Raw genomic sequence first — 19006 nt, 5'->3', positions numbered from 1 at the left:
CGTCGCCACCGGGCGCAGGATGAACAGGCGCGACGGCGAAAAGGCGCTGAGCTTGTCCTTGGCGTCGACGCTGTGCTTGGGGCCCTTGGGCTTGGAGCCGTCGGGCTTTGGGCCTTCGGATGTATCTGGCGTATCGGTCATGACGGTGCCGGGCTATTGCGCCTGGCCCTGGCCGCTGTCTTGCGCGGCGCGGAGCTGTTGCAACCTGGCCTTCTGCGCCGGGGTGAGGATCGCCTGGACCTTCTGCATAGCCGCCTGCATGGCGGCGTGGCGGGCGTCGGGATCGTCGGAGCCCTGGGCCTGTTGCCGGGCATCGGCCATGATGGCGTCGACCTTGGTTTGCTGGTCGGGCGTCAGGTCGAGCTGCTTCAGGAGGCCCGCCATGCGGCCGCCGCCACCGCCGTGGCCGCCCCCTTGGCTATTATCCTGGCCGGTCTGACCGCTATTGCCGCTTCCGGTCGAGGCGTCACTGCCGTGCTTGCCCTTCCAGCCGCCGGGCGACTCTGCCGGGGCTGCCGGGCCGTTCGTCTCGCTGCCCGCCATGGCCGGCGCACCGGCTTGTCCACCCTGGCCTTGTCCCTGGCCGTGCTTGTGGCCGGAACCGCTGCCGCCGCCACACGGGCTGGAACCGCCCTTACCCTTGCCGCCAGCCGCCGCCGAGGACGAGGAGCCGCCGAAGAGGTGGCCGAAGAAACCGCCATCGGAGGAGGAGGAGGAGGAAGACGATGCCGACGAAGCGGACGCGCTGTTTTGGCTTCCGCTTTGGCCGCCGTTCCGGCGCTTGCCGAACTGGCCCATATTGGGCGACTGGCCGGGCAGGGCGACGCAGGCGCCTTCGCGCAGGCGGTCGGTGCCGTCCGTGACGACGACCTGGCCGGCCTCGACGCCGCTGAGGATGGCGGTCTTGTCGTCGGCCGCGGGGCCGGTCTGCACCGGCGTGACGTGAACCGCGCCGCGCTTGTCGGCGACGTAGACGAACAGGCCTTGTGGGCCGCGCAGGACGGCCGAGGACGGCACCACCACGATATTGTGCAGCGTGTCGACCAGGATGCGGACATTGACGAACTGGGACGGGAAGAGGGCGCCGTCCGCATTACCGAAACGCGCCTTGGCGCGCAGGGTGCCGGTCGTCGTGTCGATCAGGTTGTCGAGCGATAGCAGCTGGCCGCTGGCCAGCGTCTTCGACTGGGCGCGATCCATGACCGAGACGGTCAGGGTATTGCCGCCATGGAAACGGCCGGTGACGGTCTGCACCTGGTCTTCGGGAATGGTGAAGGCGACATCGATCGGCGACTGCTGGGTGATGGCGACGATGCCGTTGCTGTCGCCGGTCGAGACATAGTTGCCCGGATCGACCTGGCGCAGGCCGGCACGGCCGGAAATCGGCGCGGTGATATGGGCGTAGGTCAGGTTCAGGTTCTGGGTCGCGACATTGGCCTGGTCGGCCTTGACCGTGCCTTCCAGCTGCTCGACCGTGGCCGCCTGGGTATCGACCTGCTGTTGCGAGATCGAATCCTGGGAAAGCAAAGTCCTGTAGCGGTTGAGATCGACGCGCGCCGCCGCCAGCTGCGCCTGGTCGCGCGCCAGATTGCCCTCGGCCTGCATCAAGGCGGCCTGGTAGGGACGGGGATCGACCTGGGCCAGGAACTGCCCCTTGGTGACCATCTGGCCTTCGGTGAAGTTGATGCTCTGCAACACGCCGCTGACCTGGGTATGGACGGTGACGGTCGCCGTCGGCGTCACCGTGCCCAGCGCATCGAGATAGATCGGCATGTCGCCGAGCTCAGCGGTCACCGCGTCGACCGGCGTGAAGCCGTTGCCGCCGCCGCGCCGTCCGCCGCCCTGCGACTTGGCCGGGGCGTCGCCGTTATGACCGATGATGTACAGGACGCCCACGGCCACGACGGCCAGGATAACGATGGGCCACAGCCAGGTGCCGAGCGTTCGCTTTCGCGTCCCTCTCAGGTTGGCGGGGGCGGCGCCGTAAACGGCATGAGGGGCGGCTGTGTCGTCCCGGCGGTCGGAGGGAGGGGGCGTATTATCATCCATGGCGTCTGTTTCCACGCGAGCCGGGCCCGCATCCGTCGTCATCAAGAACGCTATTGCAGCATCAAATTTCGATAGTGTCGTGAATAAGCGCGTTTTTTTTCAAACGAATGATGAATTTTACGCAATCCGCTGCCGGTTTGCCGCCTGTGCGCGTCGCGTGAAAGGGCTGTCCGGCAGGGACTCCCTTCCGGAAGAATCCGCGCTATAACAGTGCTATTCAAAAACCTCGGCCCCGGCAATGACCCGCCTTCTCCTCATCGATGATCATCCCCTGTTTTGCGGCGGCTTCGTCGCATCGTGCGGGGCCCTGCGCAAAGGCTTCGCGGTGACGGTCGCCGAAACGGCCGGGGAAGCGCGGCGCACCTTGCGCGAGCAGCCGGGCTTCGACTGCATCCTGATCGATATCCTGCTGCCGGACGCCGACGGCCTGGAAGCCATGCAGGAGCTGGCGCGCATCGATCCGCTGGTGCCGCGCGTCGTCATCTCAAGCCGGGACGACCGCGCCGTGCGCCTGCGCGCACAAAGCCTCGGCGCCTCGGGTTTCGTGTCCAAGACCGCTCAGCCTGCCGCCATCATGCAGACGCTGGACCGGATTCTGGCCGGCGAAATCTGCTTCGAAGAGGATGCCGGTGACGAGACGGCGCACGACGGCCCCCTGCGCGCCCGCCAGCTGGAAGTGCTGAAACTTCTGGCCGAAGGCTGCGCCAACAAGGATATCGAAAACCGCCTGAACCTCGCCGGCCGCACGGTCCGCGCGCATCTGACGACCATCTTCAAGGCGCTGGGTGTCAAGGGCCGTGCCCGCGCCGTGCTCGAGGCGCGGCGCCAGGGGCTGATCAGCTGACTACCCGGACCCCGACGACCAAACCGGATATCGACCCGGTCGAGGCCGAGGCGATCATTACCCTTTACCGCCACGTACCGGGTGCGTTCATCGCCGTGCCGATCGTCGCCATAAGCCTGATCGCCATGGCGTGGTCCTATGCCGACCACGGCCACATCATCGCCTGGACGCTGGTCACGCTGGCCACCCAGCTCGGCCGCGCGGGCCTTTATATCGCCTACCGCCGCCGGAAGCCGCAGGGTCCCGAGCTGAAGCGCTGGGCGTTCGGCTACACCGTCTACATGTTCATTACCGGAATCGTGTGGGGCGCCACCGCCTTCATCTTCCTGGTGCCCAATGTGCCGATCACCGTCGCCCTGACCTTCTGCGGCATGTACAGTCTCGGTGCGGGCTCCATAGCGGTCAACGCCTACCATCTGCCCAGCTATTACGCGTTCGTCGCCAGCATGTTCGTCACGGCGCTGATCATGACGTTGCGCATGGGTGACATGGGCTTTGTCATCCTGGGCCTGGGCTCGATCGGCTTCGCGGTCATGACCATCCTGTTCGCGCGCCTGCAAAGCCGTATCATGCGTGAAAGCATCGCCATCCGCTTCGAGAACATCAAGATCCTGGCCGAGATGAAGGAGGCCCGCGATGAAGCCGAAGCGGCGCGGCGCCAGGCCGAGGCCGCCAACCTGTCCAAGTCGCAGTTCCTGGCGGCCGCCAGCCACGACCTGCGCCAGCCCCTGCACGCCCTCAGCCTGTTTTCCGGCGCGCTCGGCAATTTCAGGCTGGGCGAGGAGGAGACCGCCGTCGTGCGGCATATCCAGAGCAATATCGCCGCCATGGAAGGCCTGTTCAACGGCCTGCTCGACCTGTCGCGGCTGGAAGCCGGCGCCGTGCGCAAGGTGGTCCGGCCGTTCGCCGTCCGGCCGATGTTCGACCGGCTCGACCGCTTTTTCACGCCCCTGGCCAGCGAAAAGGGGCTGTCTTTGCGGCTGGTGCCGACAGGGCTGTGGGCCCTTGGCGACGAAATCCTGGCCGAACAGATCCTGATGAACCTGATCGCCAATGCGCTGCGCTATACCCGCGAGGGCGGGGTGGTGATCGGGGCGCGCAGGCAGGACGGCCGGATCGTGTTCCAGGTCAGCGACAGCGGCGAAGGCATTGCCGAACCTGACCGCAAGCGCATTTTTGAAGAGTTCGTCCAGATCGGCAACCAGGAACGCGACCGGCGCAAGGGGCTGGGCCTGGGCCTGGCCATTTCCGCGCGGACGGCGGCATTGCTGGATACGCGCATCGACCTGCGGTCGGCGCCCGGCAAGGGCTCACGCTTCGGCTTCGGGTTACCGCGCGCCGAAGCGGCCTTGCCCGAGATGACAGGGGGTTCCCGCCCGGCCGGGCCGCTCGGCGGGCTTCGCCTGCTGGTCGTGGACGACGACCAGGCGGTGCGCGAGGCGCTGGCCCTGCTGCTGAAAGGCTGGGGCGTCGATTTCACGATCGCCGACGGGATCGATGCGGCGAAGGCGGCGCTGGCCGGCAGCGCGTTCGACGTGGTGATCAGCGATTACCGGCTGAGGGAAGGGCCTGTGGGGCTTGATTTCCTGACGGGTCTGGACGGCGTTAAGGGCCGGGCGCTGGTGACGGGCGACGTCGATCCGGACCTTCTGCGCAGCGTCGAGGCTGCGGGCGTCATGCTGGTGCATAAACCGGTCGATCCTGCGCGCCTGCGGGCGATGCTGAACCATCTGGCCAGTGTGAAAACTTGAAGCCGTTGTGTATGCCGAAGCCGAGCAAGAAGATTGGAAGTGATCCGCAGATTAAGCAGGGCAGAACACCACTTTTATACCTCATCGGCAGTGACGGCTCACGCCGGCGCGGGATGGTTCGCAATGCGAGTTCAACGCCCAAAGCCGCCGGACAGACCGGCTCCGGAAAGCCGCATCCCAAAGCAGGATGCACCTCCGTGGCCGCGCCGACGATGGCGTAGGTTGCGGGATCGCGGTTTTCCATCGTTTCCCCCTCGGAATAGCCTCGGTCCGCGCTTTTTGCTAATGCTCGGCGATCCCCGGCGGAAGGCATAGCCTCTTTAGGCTAGCCGAAGAAGGCAATTGCTACGGTTAACGGACAGGTGCACATTACTGCCACGACACTTTGTAACATGCATTACATACGGGTATCGGCGCCGCAAACATAAGCCAGACAAGGCGCCGCGTGGGTTGGGATTAATCATTTTCAGCACGGTTTGATTCGCGGAAGGCGCGCGCCTTTCCGCGCGCGTGCGGCTATTCATGGGGCGGGCGATGCGTAAGAAGGTGGCGAAAGCGACGAAACCGGCAATCACGAAGGCTCCGAACCCCGTCCGCAAGAGGCTGATCACGACGGCGTCGTGGGCGGCGATCGGGTTGTGCCTGTCGATGGCCGCCATGACCGCCACGCCCGTCCTGGCCGACACACCGCTGAAAACGGTCGACGCGCTGCCCTTCCTGATCAATCCCGACAACGGCCACAAGGAAAGCCTGGTCCAGACGCTTTCCACCAATGTCTACCTGACCGACCAGGGCAACCAGATCATTGACGCCACGAAGATCGACGACACCTTCGTCTCACCGGATTCGGGCGATACCTACCGGGTGACCGGCGTCACGACCGATCCGATCACCGGGCGCGTCACCGCCATCACCGCCGTCGACGTCACCACCCACAGCACGACGGGCGTCAGCTTCGACCGCTCGAAATCTATCATCCCCAACACGGTCTACAATCCCGACACGGGCCTCAACGAAGCCGTCGGCAAGGTCTTCTCGACCTCGGTCGTGCTGACGACCGACTACAACCTGGTCGTCCTGCCGGTGGTCAAGGACGACTACATCTACCTTCCGGGCTCGACCGAAAAATTCAAGGTCACCAAGGTCTATGACGACGGCCACGGCCACGCCATCCTCGACGCCACCGGCAGCGGCGGCACGACCAAGACGGGCCTGGCTTTCGTCACCTACGCCAAGACCGAGCTCGACAAGGTGCCGCTCAACCAGATCGGCACCGACGCCACCGGCAACAGCAGCGCGCTGATCTCCTCGCCCAGCGGCGAACACGCCTATACCAAGACGGGCAAGGGCGACGACGGCGATAACGGCAAGGACGGCGGCGGGGTCGAGATCTGCTTCGGCATCCTCGGCTGTATCGACATCGCCTATCACCCGACGTCGGGTGACGCCGGCGCGCCGGGACCGAACTTCACCGAGACGGTCGACCTCAGCAAGATCGGGCCGGACAACCACCTGTTCACCAAGAGCGCCAAGACCCCAGGCATCTCGCTGACCAGCTTCGGCGGCAATGGCGGCAAGGGCGGCGACGCCTACGGCAATATCGATGCGGCGCCGGGCGGCGCGGCGGGCCAGGGCGGCAATATCTGGCTGGACAACAAGGTCGATATCACGACGACGGGCGACGAATCCCACGGCATCTTCGTCAAGAGCAATGCCGGCGTCGGCGGCAAGGGCGGCAAGGGCTTCATCGCCGCGACGGGCGGCGGGGGCGGCAGCGCGACGCAGGGCGGCACGGTCACCGTCTATAACGAAGGCACAATCGTCACCGGCGGCAAGGGCGCCATCGGGATCCAGGCGCAGTCGCTCGGCGGCGCGGCGGGCGACGGCGGCGCCAGCTATGGCATCATCGGCGAAGGCGGCGGCGGCTCCTCGGGCGGCAATGGCGGCACGGTCTATGTCAACAATTCCGGCCAGATCACGACCAACAAGGACTTTTCGCACGGCATACTGGCGCAGTCGATCGGCGGCTCGGGCGGCAATGGCGGCGATTCCGGCGGGCTGTTCGCTTACGGGGATTCCGGCTCATCCGGCGGTAACGGCGGCAGTGTCACGGTCGTCAATTCTGGCGGGATCGAAACCTGGGGCAATAATGCGCGCGGCATCTTCGCCGAGTCGATCGGCGGCGGCGGCGGCACGGGCGGCGACAGCTCCGGCCTGGCGGCGATCGGCGGCTCGGGCGGTCCCGGCAGCGTCGGCGGCGTGGTCAGCGTCGACAATTCGGGCGTCATTACAACCCACGGTGACAAGTCGATCGGCATCTTCGCGCAAAGCGTCGGCGGCGGCGGCGGCGACGGCGGCTCGTCCAGCGGCCCCTTGCTCAGCATCGGCGGCGACGGCAAGTCGGGCGGCGACGGCGCCACGGTCACGGTCAACAATACCGGCTGGATCACGACCGAGGGCAACGACGCCCACGGCATCTTCGCCCAGTCGGTCGGCGGCGGCGGCGGCAACGGCGGCTCGTCCGATTCCGAAGGCGTCTTCGGCGGCATCGCCGTCGGCGGCAAGGGCGGCGCGGGCGGCAAGGGCGGCACGGTCAACATCACCTTCAACAACGCGACCCAGGGCGGGCTGATCGAAACGACGGGCGACCGCTCGCGCGGCATCTTCGCGCAATCGGTCGGCGGCGGCGGCGGGGCCGGCGGCACGGCGCGGCAGGTGTCGGTCGGCATAGGCGCGGCGATCAGCCTGGCGGTCGGCGGCTCGGGCGGCGACGGCGGGCTGGGCGGCACGGTCAAGGTCGGCGATGTCGACGACTGCGCCATCGCGTCCACCTGCTATGGAGTCAATGCTGACGACCTCTATATCAAGACGACGGGCGACAATTCCGAAGGCGTCTACGTGCAATCGGTCGGCGGCGGCGGCGGGGGCGGCGGCTACGCCATCGCCATTGCGGCGTCCGGCGGCATCGGCGGTTCGGTCTCGCTGTCGACGGCCATCGGCGGTTCGGGCGGCAAGGGCGGCCAGGGCGGCGACGTCACGGTGCGCACCGGCGGCACCATCGTCACGGGCACGGTCGGCGGCGCCTACGTCATGAAGGACAGCGTGCAGACGTCCGAAGTGCGCAATGACGGCCAGTTCGCGACCGGCTTCCTGGCGCAATCGGTCGGCGGCGGCGGCGGCAAGGGCGGCTTCAGCGTGTCGGCGGCGGTGGCGGGATCGGCCGGCGTGTCGCTGTCGCTGGCCACCGGCGTCGGCGGTTCGGGCGGTTCGGGCGGCGGCGCGGGCAAGGTCGATGCCGATTTCAACGGCACGATCACCACATATGGCGACGACGCGGCGGGCGCCATCATCCAGTCGGTCGGCGGCGGCGGCGGCACCGGCGGCTATAATGTTTCGGCCTCGATCGCGGCGGGCATCACGGGCGGCGCGGGTTCGATCGGCGTCGGCGGTTCGGGCGATGTCGGCGGCGCGGGCGGCACGGCACTAGGCACGATCGGCGGCGACGTGACGACGCACGGCGCGCGCTCGACCGGCGTGCTGGTGCAGTCGGTCGGCGGCGGCGGCGGTGACGGCGGCTTCAACGTCTCGGGCTCGATCGGTGCGGGCGCCGGCGCGGGCGTCGGTATCGCGGTCGGTGTCGGCGGTTCGGGCGCGGGCGGCGGCGCGGGCGGCCGTGCGGTCGGCACGACGCTGGGCCAGATCACGACGACCGGCGACGATTCCGGAGGCCTGCTGGTGCAGTCGATCGGCGGCGGCGGCGGCAATGGCGGCTTCAACGTATCGGGCGCGATCGGCGCGGGCGGCACGGCGGGCGGCGGCATCAGCGTCGGCGTCGGCGGCAGCGCCGGTTCGGGCAGCAACGGCGGCTATGCCGAAGGCCACGCCAACGGTTACGTTTCGACGACCGGCAAGAATTCGACCGGCGTGACCGTGCAAAGCCTGGGCGGCGGCGGCGGCAACGGCGGCTTCGCGGTGGCGGGCTCGATCGGCGTCGGCGGCGTCGGCGGCGGCACGATCAGCGTCGGCGTCGGCGGTTCGGGCGGCGGCGGCGGCACGGGCGGCGAGGTCCATGGTTTTGCGACCTCCATCGACACGACCGGCGAAGGCTCCGGCGGCTTCCTGGCGCAATCGGTCGGCGGCGGCGGCGGCAATGGCGGCTTCTCCGTGGCCGGCGGCCTGGCGGGCGGCGGTACCGGTGCGGGATCGATCAGCGTCAGCCTGGGCGGCACGGGCGGTTCGGGCGGCGGCGCGGGCGCGGTCGAAGGCCGGGTCAGCGGCCCTGTCACGACGCAGGGCAAGGGGGCGGCCGGCGTCACGGTGCAAAGCGTCGGCGGCGGCGGCGGCAGCGGCGGCTTCTCGATCGCGGGCGGCATCACCGGCGGCGGCACGGGCAGCGGCGCCATCAGCGTCAGCCTGGGCGGCACGGGCGGCCTTGGCGGCAGCGGCGGCACGGTCGACGCCTCGTCTTCGACCATCATCACGACAAAGGACAATTCCGGCGGCTTCCTGGCGCAGTCGGTCGGCGGCGGCGGCGGCAATGGCGGGTTCAGCGTCGCCGGGTCGATCGGCTTTGGCGGCACGGGCGGCGGCGCGATCGGTGTGGGCATAGGCGGCTCGGGCGGCGGCGGCGGCTCGGCCAGCCGTGTCACGGCGGCGGTTACGGGCGATATCGTCACCGGCGGCGCCAATTCGGACGGCGTCGTGGCGCAATCCCTGGGCGGCGGTGGCGGCAATGGCGGCTTTGCGATCGCGGGCTCGATCGGCGGCGGCGGCACGGGCGCGGCGGCGATCAGCGTCGGCGTCGGCGGTTCGGGCGGCGACGGCGGCACGTCGGGCAAGGTCGACCTGACCGTCACCGGCGCGACCGAAACCTTCGGCCAGGACAGCCACGGCATCATCGCTCAGTCGATCGGCGGCGGCGGCGGCAACGGCGGCTTCAGCGTCGCGGGCAGCATTTCGGGCGCAGGCACGGGCTCCGTGTCGATGGGCGTCTCGGTCGGCGGCAGCGGCGGCAAGGGCGGCGACGCGGGCGCGCTTCCCACCGACACCGTGACTCTGAACGTCACCGGCGACACCGACCAGACGACGGGCCTCACCACAGCCGTGGTGACCCACAGCTCGGGCGCGCGCGCCGTGCTGGCGCAAAGCGTCGGCGGCGGCGGCGGCAATGGCGGCTTCTCGGTGTCGGGCACGGTCTCGATGGCCTCGACGGGCGCTGGCAATATCGGCGTCGGCGTCGGCGGTTCCGGCGGCCTGGGCGGCCAGGGGCGCGCCGTCACGGGCAACGTCACGGGCGACGTCATCACGCTCGGCGACGACGACGCGCAGGCCATCCTGGTCCAGTCGATCGGCGGCGGCGGCGGTAACGGCGGCTTCAACATCACGGCCGGCATCGCGGGCTCGACCAAGGGCGCGGGTGATGTGCTGGTCGGCGTCGGCGGCATGGGCGGCGACGGCGGCGCCAGCGGCGCCGTCACGGGCACGGTCACGGGCAATATCTCGACGCGGGGCGACAATTCGGCGGCGGTGACCTACCAAAGCCTGGCGGGCGGCGGCGGCAATGGCGGTTTCAATATTACCGGCGGGATCGCCCTGACTTCGTCGAGCAGCGGCGCGGCGGGCAATGTCGGCGTGGGTGTCGGCGGCTTCGGGGGCAAGGCGTCGAACGCCGGCCTGGTCGACGCCACGGTCACGGGCGACATTACGACGATCGGGGCATCGTCCTACGGCGCGCTGATGCAAAGCGTCGGCGGCGGCGGTGGCAATGGCGGTTTCAACGTCACCGGCGCCATCACGGCGGGCGGCGGCAAGGGCGGCAGCGTCGGCATCGGCGTGGGCGGCTTCGGCGGCGCGGGCGGGGCCGGCGGCGCGGTCACCGGCCACCTTGACGGCAATGTCACGACCTCCGGCGCGGATGCCTATGGCGCCATGCTGCAATCCCTGGGCGGCGGGGGCGGGAACGGCGGTTTCAACGTTACGGCGGCGGCGACCCTGACCAGCGGCGACAATGGCGCCGTGGGCATAGGTATCGGCGGCTTCGGCGGCTCGGGCGGCCATTCCGGTGACGTCCATGCCACGGTCGACGGAACCTATCTGACCTACGGCGCGCGCTCGGACGGCGTCATCGTGCAGTCGCTCGGCGGCGGCGGCGGCAATGGCGGCATGAACATCACTGGCGAGCTCAACGTCTCGGCCAAGGGCAAATCGGGCCAGGCTTCGATCGGCGTCGGCGGTTTCGGCGGCGACGGCGGCTATGGCGGCGAAGCGTGGCTCGACCGCACGGGCGACACCGAGACGGCGGGCGCGGACAGCGAAGCCATCCTGGTGCAGAGCGTCGGCGGTGGCGGCGGCAACGGCGGCATCAACGTCTCGGGCGGTCTGGTCGCTTCCAAGGGCGACGATGCCTCGATCAATATCGGGCTTGGCGGTTTCGGCGGCAATGCCAGCTACGCCAGCGCCGTCCACGCCACCATCATGGGCAATGTCTATGCGACAGGCCTGGGCGCGGACAATTCGGGCAGCAAGCTGTTCACCGGCGCCGTGGTGGCGCAGAGCGTGGGCGGCGGCGGCGGCACCGGCGGCCTCAATGTAACGGGCGGCGTCACCCTGACCAAGTCGGGCAGCTCGTCCAAGGAAGCGTCGATCGGCATCGGCGGCTTTGCCGGCGGCGGCGGCAATGCCGGTACGGTCGACCTGGCCATCGGTTCGCCGACGGCCAGCCGCGTCTCCGTCGTGGCGGCGGGCGACAACCGCGCCGCCGTGGTGGCGCAGTCGCTTGGCGGCGGCGGCGGTATCGGCGGGATCGACATCTCCGGCGGCATCACCAGCAACAGCGCCCTGGCCTTCGGCATGGGCGGCTTCGGCGGTGACGGCGGCCTGTCCATGGACGTCACGGCGACCATCGACGCCGATATCGGCACCAGCGGCGACGGCACGCGCGGCATCGTGGCCCAGTCGATCGGCGGCGGCGGCGGGGCCGGCGGCATCAATGTGTCGGGCACGGCCACGCTCAACGGCGGCGACGACACCTCGATCACCTTCGGCCTGGGCGGTTTCGGCGGCGCCGGCAATATCAGCGGCGCGGTCAAGGTCACGCAGAACGGCCAGATCATCATCGACGGCAAGAACGGCATCGGCCTGCTGGCGCAAAGCGTCGCCGGCGGCGGCGGCGACGGCGGGCTGAACGTCTCGGCCAATATCACCAATGCCAGCCAGAACAAGGACGCCAAGCGCGTGGTCGCCGGGGTCGGCGGCACGGCCGGCGAAGGGGCGGATGCCGGCGACGTCACGGTCAACAGCACGGGCGGCATCGCCGTCAACGGCCCGGCAAGCACCGCCACCGACGAGGATCCGAACGACCCGACGACGACCGTGTTCAATTCGGCCGGCATACTGGCCCAGTCGATCGGCGGCGGCGGCGGCGAGGGCGGCATGAACCTGTCCCTGTCGGCGGCGCGCAATGCCGGCGACACCGTGCAGTTCGGCATGGGCGGCAGTGGCGGCGCCGGTGGCAATGCCGGCAATGTCACCGTCATCCGCGGCTATGACGCGGGAACGGGCGCGGCCGACGCCGGGATCATCGCGACCGTGGGCGACTTCAGCAGCGGCCTGGTGGCGCAGAGCGTCGGCGGCGGCGGCGGATCGGCCGGAGTCAACATCAATATCGCCGTCAACAGCGAAACCAACCCGGACAGCGGCAAGAATTTCAAGTCGGCCGTCATCTCGGTCGGCGGAGACGGCGCGGACGCCGGCGACGGCAAGGTCGTCACCGTCAGGCACGACGGCGACATCTACACGGACGGCGTCGACAGCCACGGCATCGTCGCCCAGTCTGTCGGCGGCGGCGGCGGCTCGTCCAACGTCAATCTCAGCTTCGGGCGCCTGGGCGAAAAGACCAAAGGCGTCAATTTCGGGGTCGGCGGCGCCAACGGCGCGGCGGGCATCGGCGACTTGGTCGACGTCGACCATGTCGGCACCATCTACACCCAGGGCCTGGGCTCCATCGGTATCAAGGCCCAGTCGATCGGCGGCGGCGGCGGCTCGGCCAACGGTTTCAACCAGTATCTCGATCCTGTCATCGACGCCTTTACCGGCCACCTCGACAGCTCGTCGGGCACCATCAATATCGGGCGCGAAGGCGGCAGCGGCGGCCAGGGTGGCGAGGTCCGGGTCCATTCCGACGGCTCCATCTTCACGGTCGGCGACGACGCCATGGGCATCATGGCCCAGAGTGTCGGCGGCGGCGGCGGCGACAGCGGCACGACCACGATCGGCGGCGACTACAGCGCCGAGTCCGGCAGCTACGGCGGCAATATCGCTGTCGGCCTCGACGGCGGCACCGGTGCTATCGGCGGCATCGTCACGGTCGGTGCCGAAGGCGAGATCGAGACCGAAGGCGCGCGCGCCAACGCCATCTTCGCCCAATCCCTGGGCGGCGGCGGCGGCATGGGCGGCACGGTCGGCGACAAGCTGGCGCTCAACAGCGTCGACGACGAGAACACCACCACGGCCGACATCAATATCGGCGGCAAGGGCGGGGACGGTTCGTATTCGCAACAGGTCACGGTCAACAACGCGGCCGATCTCCTGACGTTCGGCGACCAGGCCAGCGGCATCTGGGCGCAGTCGATCGGCGGCAGCGGCGGCAATGGCGGCGACTACCTCCAGGCCACCATCCAGACGGTCAAGTCCGGCAAGACGGCGCGCTCCTTCTCGTTCGACATCGGCGGCACGGGCGGCACCGGCGCTGTCGGCGGCGGGGTTACGGTCACCAACAGCAGCTTCATCGAGACCGCGGGCATCCAGTCTTTCGGCATCCGCGCCGAAAGCATCGGCGGCGGCGGCGGCGACGGGGGCGCGGTGTCGCAGGCCAAGCTGCTCGGCGGCGGCGGCACCGACCAGTCGGTCAATTTCAATGTCGGCGGCCATGGCGGCGACGGAGGCAAGGGGGGCCTGGTCACCGTCACCAATACGGGCGCCATCCTGACCCAGTCGCAGGGTGCTGAAGGCATCCGCGCCACTTCGACCGGCGGCGGCGGCGGCAATGCCGGCCTGATCATCAGCGCCCTGCTGGCGGCGACGGGCGCCGACGCCCAGACCCAGAACTTCACCATGAATATCGGCGGCGACGGCGGCACCGGCGGCGAAGGCGGCGAGGTTCACGTCTACAACACGCACGCGGCCGGAGACTTCAGCGGCGTCATCTGGACGCAGGGCGACTCCGCGCACGGCATCTTCGCGCAGAGCCTGGGCGGTGGCGGCGGCAATGGCTCGTCGATCGTCACCCTGACCGGGCTGAACAGCGGCAAGGATTCGTTCGCGGCCGGACTGAACTTCGGCGGCAAGGGCGGCAGCGGCAATATCGGCAGCGCGGTCAGCGTCGACAATTCCGGGATCATCGAAACGGACGGCAACAATGCCTACGGCATCCTGGCGCAATCGACCGGGGGCGGGGGCGGCAATGGCGGCCTGGTCCTGTCGGCGGCGGCGGCCTTCAGCCAGAAGGCCAGCGCGCCGGTCCTGTCGATCGGTGGCTTTGGCGGAGACGGCGGAGACGGCGGCGACGTCACGGTCAGCAATACCGGCGCCATCTATACGTCGGGCACGGGCAGCCACGGCATCGTCGCCCAGTCGATCGGCGGCGGCGGCGGCAATGCCGGCATCGGGGTGGCGGTGACCAATGACGCGGCCAGCTTCGCCATCTCGAATACCCTGTCGCTGATCGCCGGGGCGGCCGGCGGCGGCACGGGCGGCAAGGGCGGCGCCGTCACGGTGACCCAGGCCGGCGACGTCGCCGTGCTGGGCGAGGGCGCGCAGGCCGTGGTGGCGGAAAGCATCAACGGCGGCGGCGGCCACCTCGATTTCGACCTCAGCGGCGTGGCGGGCATGCCCGGCTTCTCCCTGAAGAGCCTCTTCGCCGATGCTTTCGGCATCGGCCAGAACGACACCGTCACCGACCCAGTGATCGCGACGCGCCTCGGCGGCGTCGATGTCAGCCAGATGAATGCGGGCAAGGTCACGGTCAACACCACGGGCAGCTTCGGCGTCGGCGGCGACAATGGCGTCGGCAGCTTCACCCAGTCGCTGGGTGGCGGCGGGGGCACCCTGCACCTTAAGGTCGGGCAGGCCGCGGCCGACACGCTCAATTCCGCCGCGATCGCCTATTCGGTCGCGCTCGGCGGCTCCGGCGGCAGCAATAATTCCGGCGCCGGCCTGGATGGCCAGCGCACCGGGGACATCCTGACGACGGGCGTCAATGCGCTCGGCGTCCTGTCGCAGACCATCGGCGGCGGCGGCGGCCATGCCGTCATCGACATCACGGCGCAGAGCGGCGCCCTGGTCGGGCCGATCAATCTCACCTTCGGCTCAAGCCAGACCTCGGACGCGACGGGCGGCGACGTGTCGCGCACCGAAGACGGAAACGTGTCGACGATCGCCGACCTCGCCAGCGCCATCATGGTGCAGTCGATCGGCGGCGGCGGCGGCGCGGCCAGCGTGACCATCCACAGCGATCCGTCGATAACGGGGACAAGCTCGGCGGCCAATCAGGGCGCCATCCATCCGGTGGCCATGATCCCGGCGCCCACGCCGATGACGTTCGCCTTTGGCGCCAATGGCGGCACGGGCCTCGACGGCGGCGATGTGATCACGACCTACAGTGGCGGCGGCGCCACGCAGGGCGACCATGCGCTTGGCCTGTTGATCCAGTCAATCGGGGCGGGCGGCGGTGAAGCGACCATCGGCGGCAACCAGGCCGCGGCCGTGACACTGGGCGGCAGCGGCGGCGCGGCCGGCAACGGCGGGGTGCTGACCATCACCAACACCAGCGATATCTCCACCGAAGGCGCAGGCAGCCACGGCGTCATCCTGCAATCGATCGGTGGCGGCGGCGGGGCTGTATTCGGCGCGGGGCCTGGTTCCACGGTCTCGTTGAATACCGCCAACAGCGGCAATGGCGGAGCCATCATTCTCGACCAGGCCGGCAGCGTCTCGGCGACCGGCGCGGGCGCGGACGGCATCGTCGTACAGTCCCTCGGCGGCGGCGGCGGGTGGATCGACACCCTGTTCGCCGGCACGGCGGGCGGCAGCGGGCAGGGCGGATCGATCCGGCTCGACCTCGAGTCCCAGGTCGCCGCGACCGGCGCAGGCTCTACCGCAGTCCTGGCACAAAGCCTGGGCAGCCTCGGCGGCGGCGACATCACGATCAATGCCGGCGGCCTGGTGCGCGGCAATGCGGCGGGCGTCCGCATCGACGGCGGCGCCAACAACACGCTGACTGTGTCGGAGTCCGTGTCGGCCGTGTCGGGCCTGGCCATTTCGGGGACGACGGGCAACGACGCCGTCCTCAATGACGGCCTGGTGATCGGCAATGTCGACCTCGGGACCGGGGCCAACAGCTTCGCCAACCATGCCGGCGCGGTCTTCGTCGCCTTCAACACGATAAACCTCTACGATCCGCCGTCGCCGGCCGCTCTGCCGGCGGCCCCGGGGGCGACCTTCACCAATGCCGGCGACTTCCAGATGGGCCTGCCGGCGCCCCGCCGGCCGATCGACTTGGCTCATGGCGCGGCGTTCGACACGGTCGATGCCGTCGGCCATCCCGAAACCAATCTGCTGTACGGGGCGCGGGTCATCAATACGGTCGCGCTGGACGGCAATTTTGTCCAGACCGCCACGGGTCACATGGCTTTCGATGTCGCCTTCGGTCCCTATGCCTCCGACCGCGTCAATGTCACGGGCACGGCGGCGGTAGCAGGTACCGGCGCGGTCACCCTGACCTGGCTTTCCGGGCCGGCCCCCGTCACCCTGTTCGCCACCGCGAAGGGCGGCGTCGACAACGGATTGAAGATCGACGACACCCTGGCCATGGACTACCGCGTCCTGGCGGGCGCTTCGGGGATCCAGGTGGCCTTCACCAGCGACTTCGGCCAGCCCTTCCTCAACCGCAACGGCCGCAACCTGGGTCACCATATGGACTCGGCGATCGGTCTCGGCGGCTCGGAAGGCATCGGCCGGGCGATGGCGCTGATCGGCAACCTGACGGCGGGCCAGGAACGTATCTATTCTTCCGTCTTCGACGAGCTCAGCCCCGAGCCCTTCGTTACGCCGCTGCTGGTCCAGGACGCCTCGGCCGAACGGTTCAGCCGCGACATGTTCGGCTGCGCCACGGCCGGCGACGCGGGCGACCGCAACTGTACCTGGGGCCATGTCGAGAACAATTCGCTGAGCCGGTCGGCGGATTTCGAAAGCTTCAGCGCCTCCAGCGACGGCTCGACCCTGAGCACCGGGTTCGAGCGCCCGCTCAACGATCCGTGGTCGGTCACGGTCGCCGTCGGGTACGACCGCATCGGCACCCTGCTGGCGGGCAGCGGCCGGGCGCGCTCGGACGGCCAGAGCCTGAACCTGGGCGTCGGCCTGCGGCGCCTGATGGAGAACGGCAGCGACCTGGCGCTTTCCCTGTCGTCGGGTTGGCAGGATGTCGACACGAAGCGCATGATCAATGTCTTCGAACCGGCCTTCGGGACCTCGCACGAGAAGACCAACTTCCTGAAGGCGGCCCTGAAATGGGGCAAGACCTACCGGAGCAACCACCTCTACGCCCGGCCCATGTTGAATGCCGCGGTCACCACGCTGCACCAGAGCGCCTTTCAGGAGCAGGGCCTCGAGGGTATAGGCGTGCAGGGCCTGGATCACACCCAATATGTCACCAGCGGCGGCCCGGAACTGGCGCTGGGCTATGCGTCGTCACCCGAGTTCGGCCATGTCACAAGGCTGGAACTCGATGCGTCCCATAGCTGGCGCGGGGTGTCGCGGATCTCCATGGCCTATCGCCTGATCGGGGCCAATCCGGACTCTGATCCCGCAATGACCGGAACCTGGGTCGGGCGCGGGGTCGATCATGTCGGGATCAACTTCGAATCGGCGGAGGTCAACGGCCGCATGACGGTACGGTTGAACTACAGCCAGGATTCCGCCGCCAAGCTGCGGTCGAGCTCGGTCGGCCTGACGCTGAAAATGAAGTTCTGACCGCGGCTATTCCAGCTTGTTGGCCTTGAACAGCGCCGGGAAAAGCTTGATCCACAGGCCGGTGACGACCAGCGATCCGACGCCGCCGAACAGGGCGGCGCCGACCGGGCCCATCAGGCGCGCCACGACGCCGGTTTCGAATTCGCCGAGCTCGTTCGACGCGCCGATGAAGAGATAGGACACGGACGAGACGCGGCCGCGCATGTGGCCCGGCGTGACGATCTGGATCAGGGTGCCGCGGACATAGACGCTGATCATGTCGGCGGCGCCCAGCACGATCATGGCGGCGATCGACAGGACAATCGAAGTCGACAGGCCGAAGACGATGGTGGCGACGCCGAAGATGGCGACGCCGCCGAACATCCACGGGCCGGCATTGCGGCGGATCGGCCAGTTCGACAGCAGGAAAGAGGTCGCGATCGCGCCGATGGCCGGCGATGCGCGCAACAGGCCGAACATCTCAGGCCCCGCCTTCAGGATGTCCTTGACGAAGATCGGCATCAGCGCCGTCGCCCCGCCCAGCAGCACGGCGAACAGGTCGAGCGAGATGGCGCCCAGGATGACCTTGTTGCCCCATATATAGGCCATGCCTTCCTTCAGCATGGTCATCTTCGAGCCCGACGGCGCATCCGGCGCGGTCGGCGTGCGGATGGTCAGGACAAGGCTTGCGGCAATCAGCGACAACACGGCACAGAAGCCGTAGGCGAAGCGTGGTGAAAACCCGACCAGCACGCCGCCGAGCGCCGGGCCGACGATCAGCCCGGTCTGGAAGGCCATGGAGTTGATGGCGATGGCGCGCGGCAGGACGTGCTTGGGCACCAGCATCGGTCCGATGGCCGAGCTGGCCGGGGCGGAAAAGGCGCGCAGAGCGCCCAGCACGGCGCTGAGCGCGAACAGGCCCCAGAACGGCGGATGCGGCAGGAAGGAATAGGCCAGGAAGGCGGCCGACAGCAGAAGCTGGCCCATCAGCACGAAGCTGACGATGCGCTTGCGGTCGTGGCGGTCGGCTACGATGCCGGCCGGGATCGTAAAGGCGAACAGGGTGAGGAACTGCGCAAGGCCGATCAGGCCGACATAGAGGGCCGATTCCGCTATCCCTTCCTTTTCGCGGGCGATGTCGTAGACCTGCCAGGCGATGGCCGCGCTTTGCGCCGAGGTGCCCAGCACGCCGCACAGGCGCGACAGCCAGAAGGCGCGGAAGTCCGGAATCTGCAACGGATGGCGATTGTCGGGCGCTGGGTCGGGCAGGGCGGCGGTGTCGGTTGTCGGCAAGGGTGTGGTCACGGTGATTCCAAAACGCTTCGGGCCCGGTCGATCGGGTCTTAGCGCAAGCCGT

6 protein-coding genes are annotated in these 19006 nt (G+C 68.9%); 3 read left to right on the top strand and 3 right to left on the bottom strand.

All coding sequences use genetic code 11. From position 1 onward, the window contains the following. Positions 1-153: 153 nt before the first annotated feature. Positions 154-2049: an MdtA/MuxA family multidrug efflux RND transporter periplasmic adaptor subunit gene (locus AB8717_RS20765; protein ID WP_443750946.1), complete on the bottom strand. Its 1896-nt coding sequence runs from the start codon at positions 2047-2049 to the stop codon at positions 154-156. A 238-nt stretch (positions 2050-2287) separates the two neighbouring features. Between AB8717_RS20765 and AB8717_RS20760 the strand changes: the two genes are divergently transcribed. Both AB8717_RS20760 and AB8717_RS20755 read left to right on the top strand, forming a co-directional pair. After that, positions 2288-2893: a response regulator transcription factor gene (locus AB8717_RS20760; protein WP_443750945.1), complete on the top strand. Its 606-nt coding sequence runs from the start codon at positions 2288-2290 to the stop codon at positions 2891-2893. 95 nt (positions 2894-2988) lie between these two features. After that, complete coding sequence (locus tag AB8717_RS20755) at positions 2989-4644, top strand: ATP-binding response regulator (protein ID WP_443750944.1); 1656 nt, start codon at positions 2989-2991, stop codon at positions 4642-4644. Here the strand turns inward: AB8717_RS20755 and AB8717_RS20750 are convergent. Further along, entirely contained in the window at positions 4568-4888 is a 321-nt protein-coding gene (locus AB8717_RS20750; protein ID WP_443750943.1) for a GxxExxY protein, read from the bottom strand. The two genes, AB8717_RS20755 and AB8717_RS20750, sit on opposite strands and share 77 nt — an antisense overlap. Positions 4889-5178: 290 nt before the next feature. Between AB8717_RS20750 and AB8717_RS20745 the strand changes: the two genes are divergently transcribed. Continuing rightward, positions 5179-17670, top strand: coding sequence for a hypothetical protein (locus AB8717_RS20745; protein ID WP_443750942.1), 12492 nt, complete (start codon positions 5179-5181; stop codon positions 17668-17670). 6 nt (positions 17671-17676) lie between these two features. Here AB8717_RS20745 and AB8717_RS20740 read toward each other — a convergent pair whose 3' ends face one another. Beyond that, positions 17677-18954 (bottom strand): MFS transporter, encoded by a 1278-nt coding sequence (locus AB8717_RS20740; RefSeq protein WP_443750941.1) that lies wholly within the window; start codon positions 18952-18954, stop codon positions 17677-17679. Positions 18955-19006: the final 52 nt, after the last annotated feature.

It is taken from the genome of Asticcacaulis solisilvae (assembly GCF_052327315.1).
GTDB classification, from domain to species: Bacteria; Pseudomonadota; Alphaproteobacteria; order Caulobacterales; family Caulobacteraceae; genus Asticcacaulis; species Asticcacaulis solisilvae_B.
The sequence above is the reverse complement of the archived record's forward strand: the minus strand, read 5'-3'. Positions and strand labels throughout refer to the sequence as shown.

Bases quoted from the DNA above. Each gene is read 5' to 3' on its own strand.
- AB8717_RS20765 (WP_443750946.1), bottom strand. From the start codon at position 2,049: ATGGATGATAATACGCCCCCTCCCTCCGACCGCCGGGACGACACAGCC.
- AB8717_RS20760 (WP_443750945.1), top strand. From the start codon at position 2,288: ATGACCCGCCTTCTCCTCATCGATGATCATCCCCTGTTTTGCGGCGGC.
- AB8717_RS20750 (WP_443750943.1), bottom strand. From the start codon at position 4,888: ATGGAAAACCGCGATCCCGCAACCTACGCCATCGTCGGCGCGGCCACG.
- AB8717_RS20745 (WP_443750942.1), top strand. From the start codon at position 5,179: ATGCGTAAGAAGGTGGCGAAAGCGACGAAACCGGCAATCACGAAGGCT.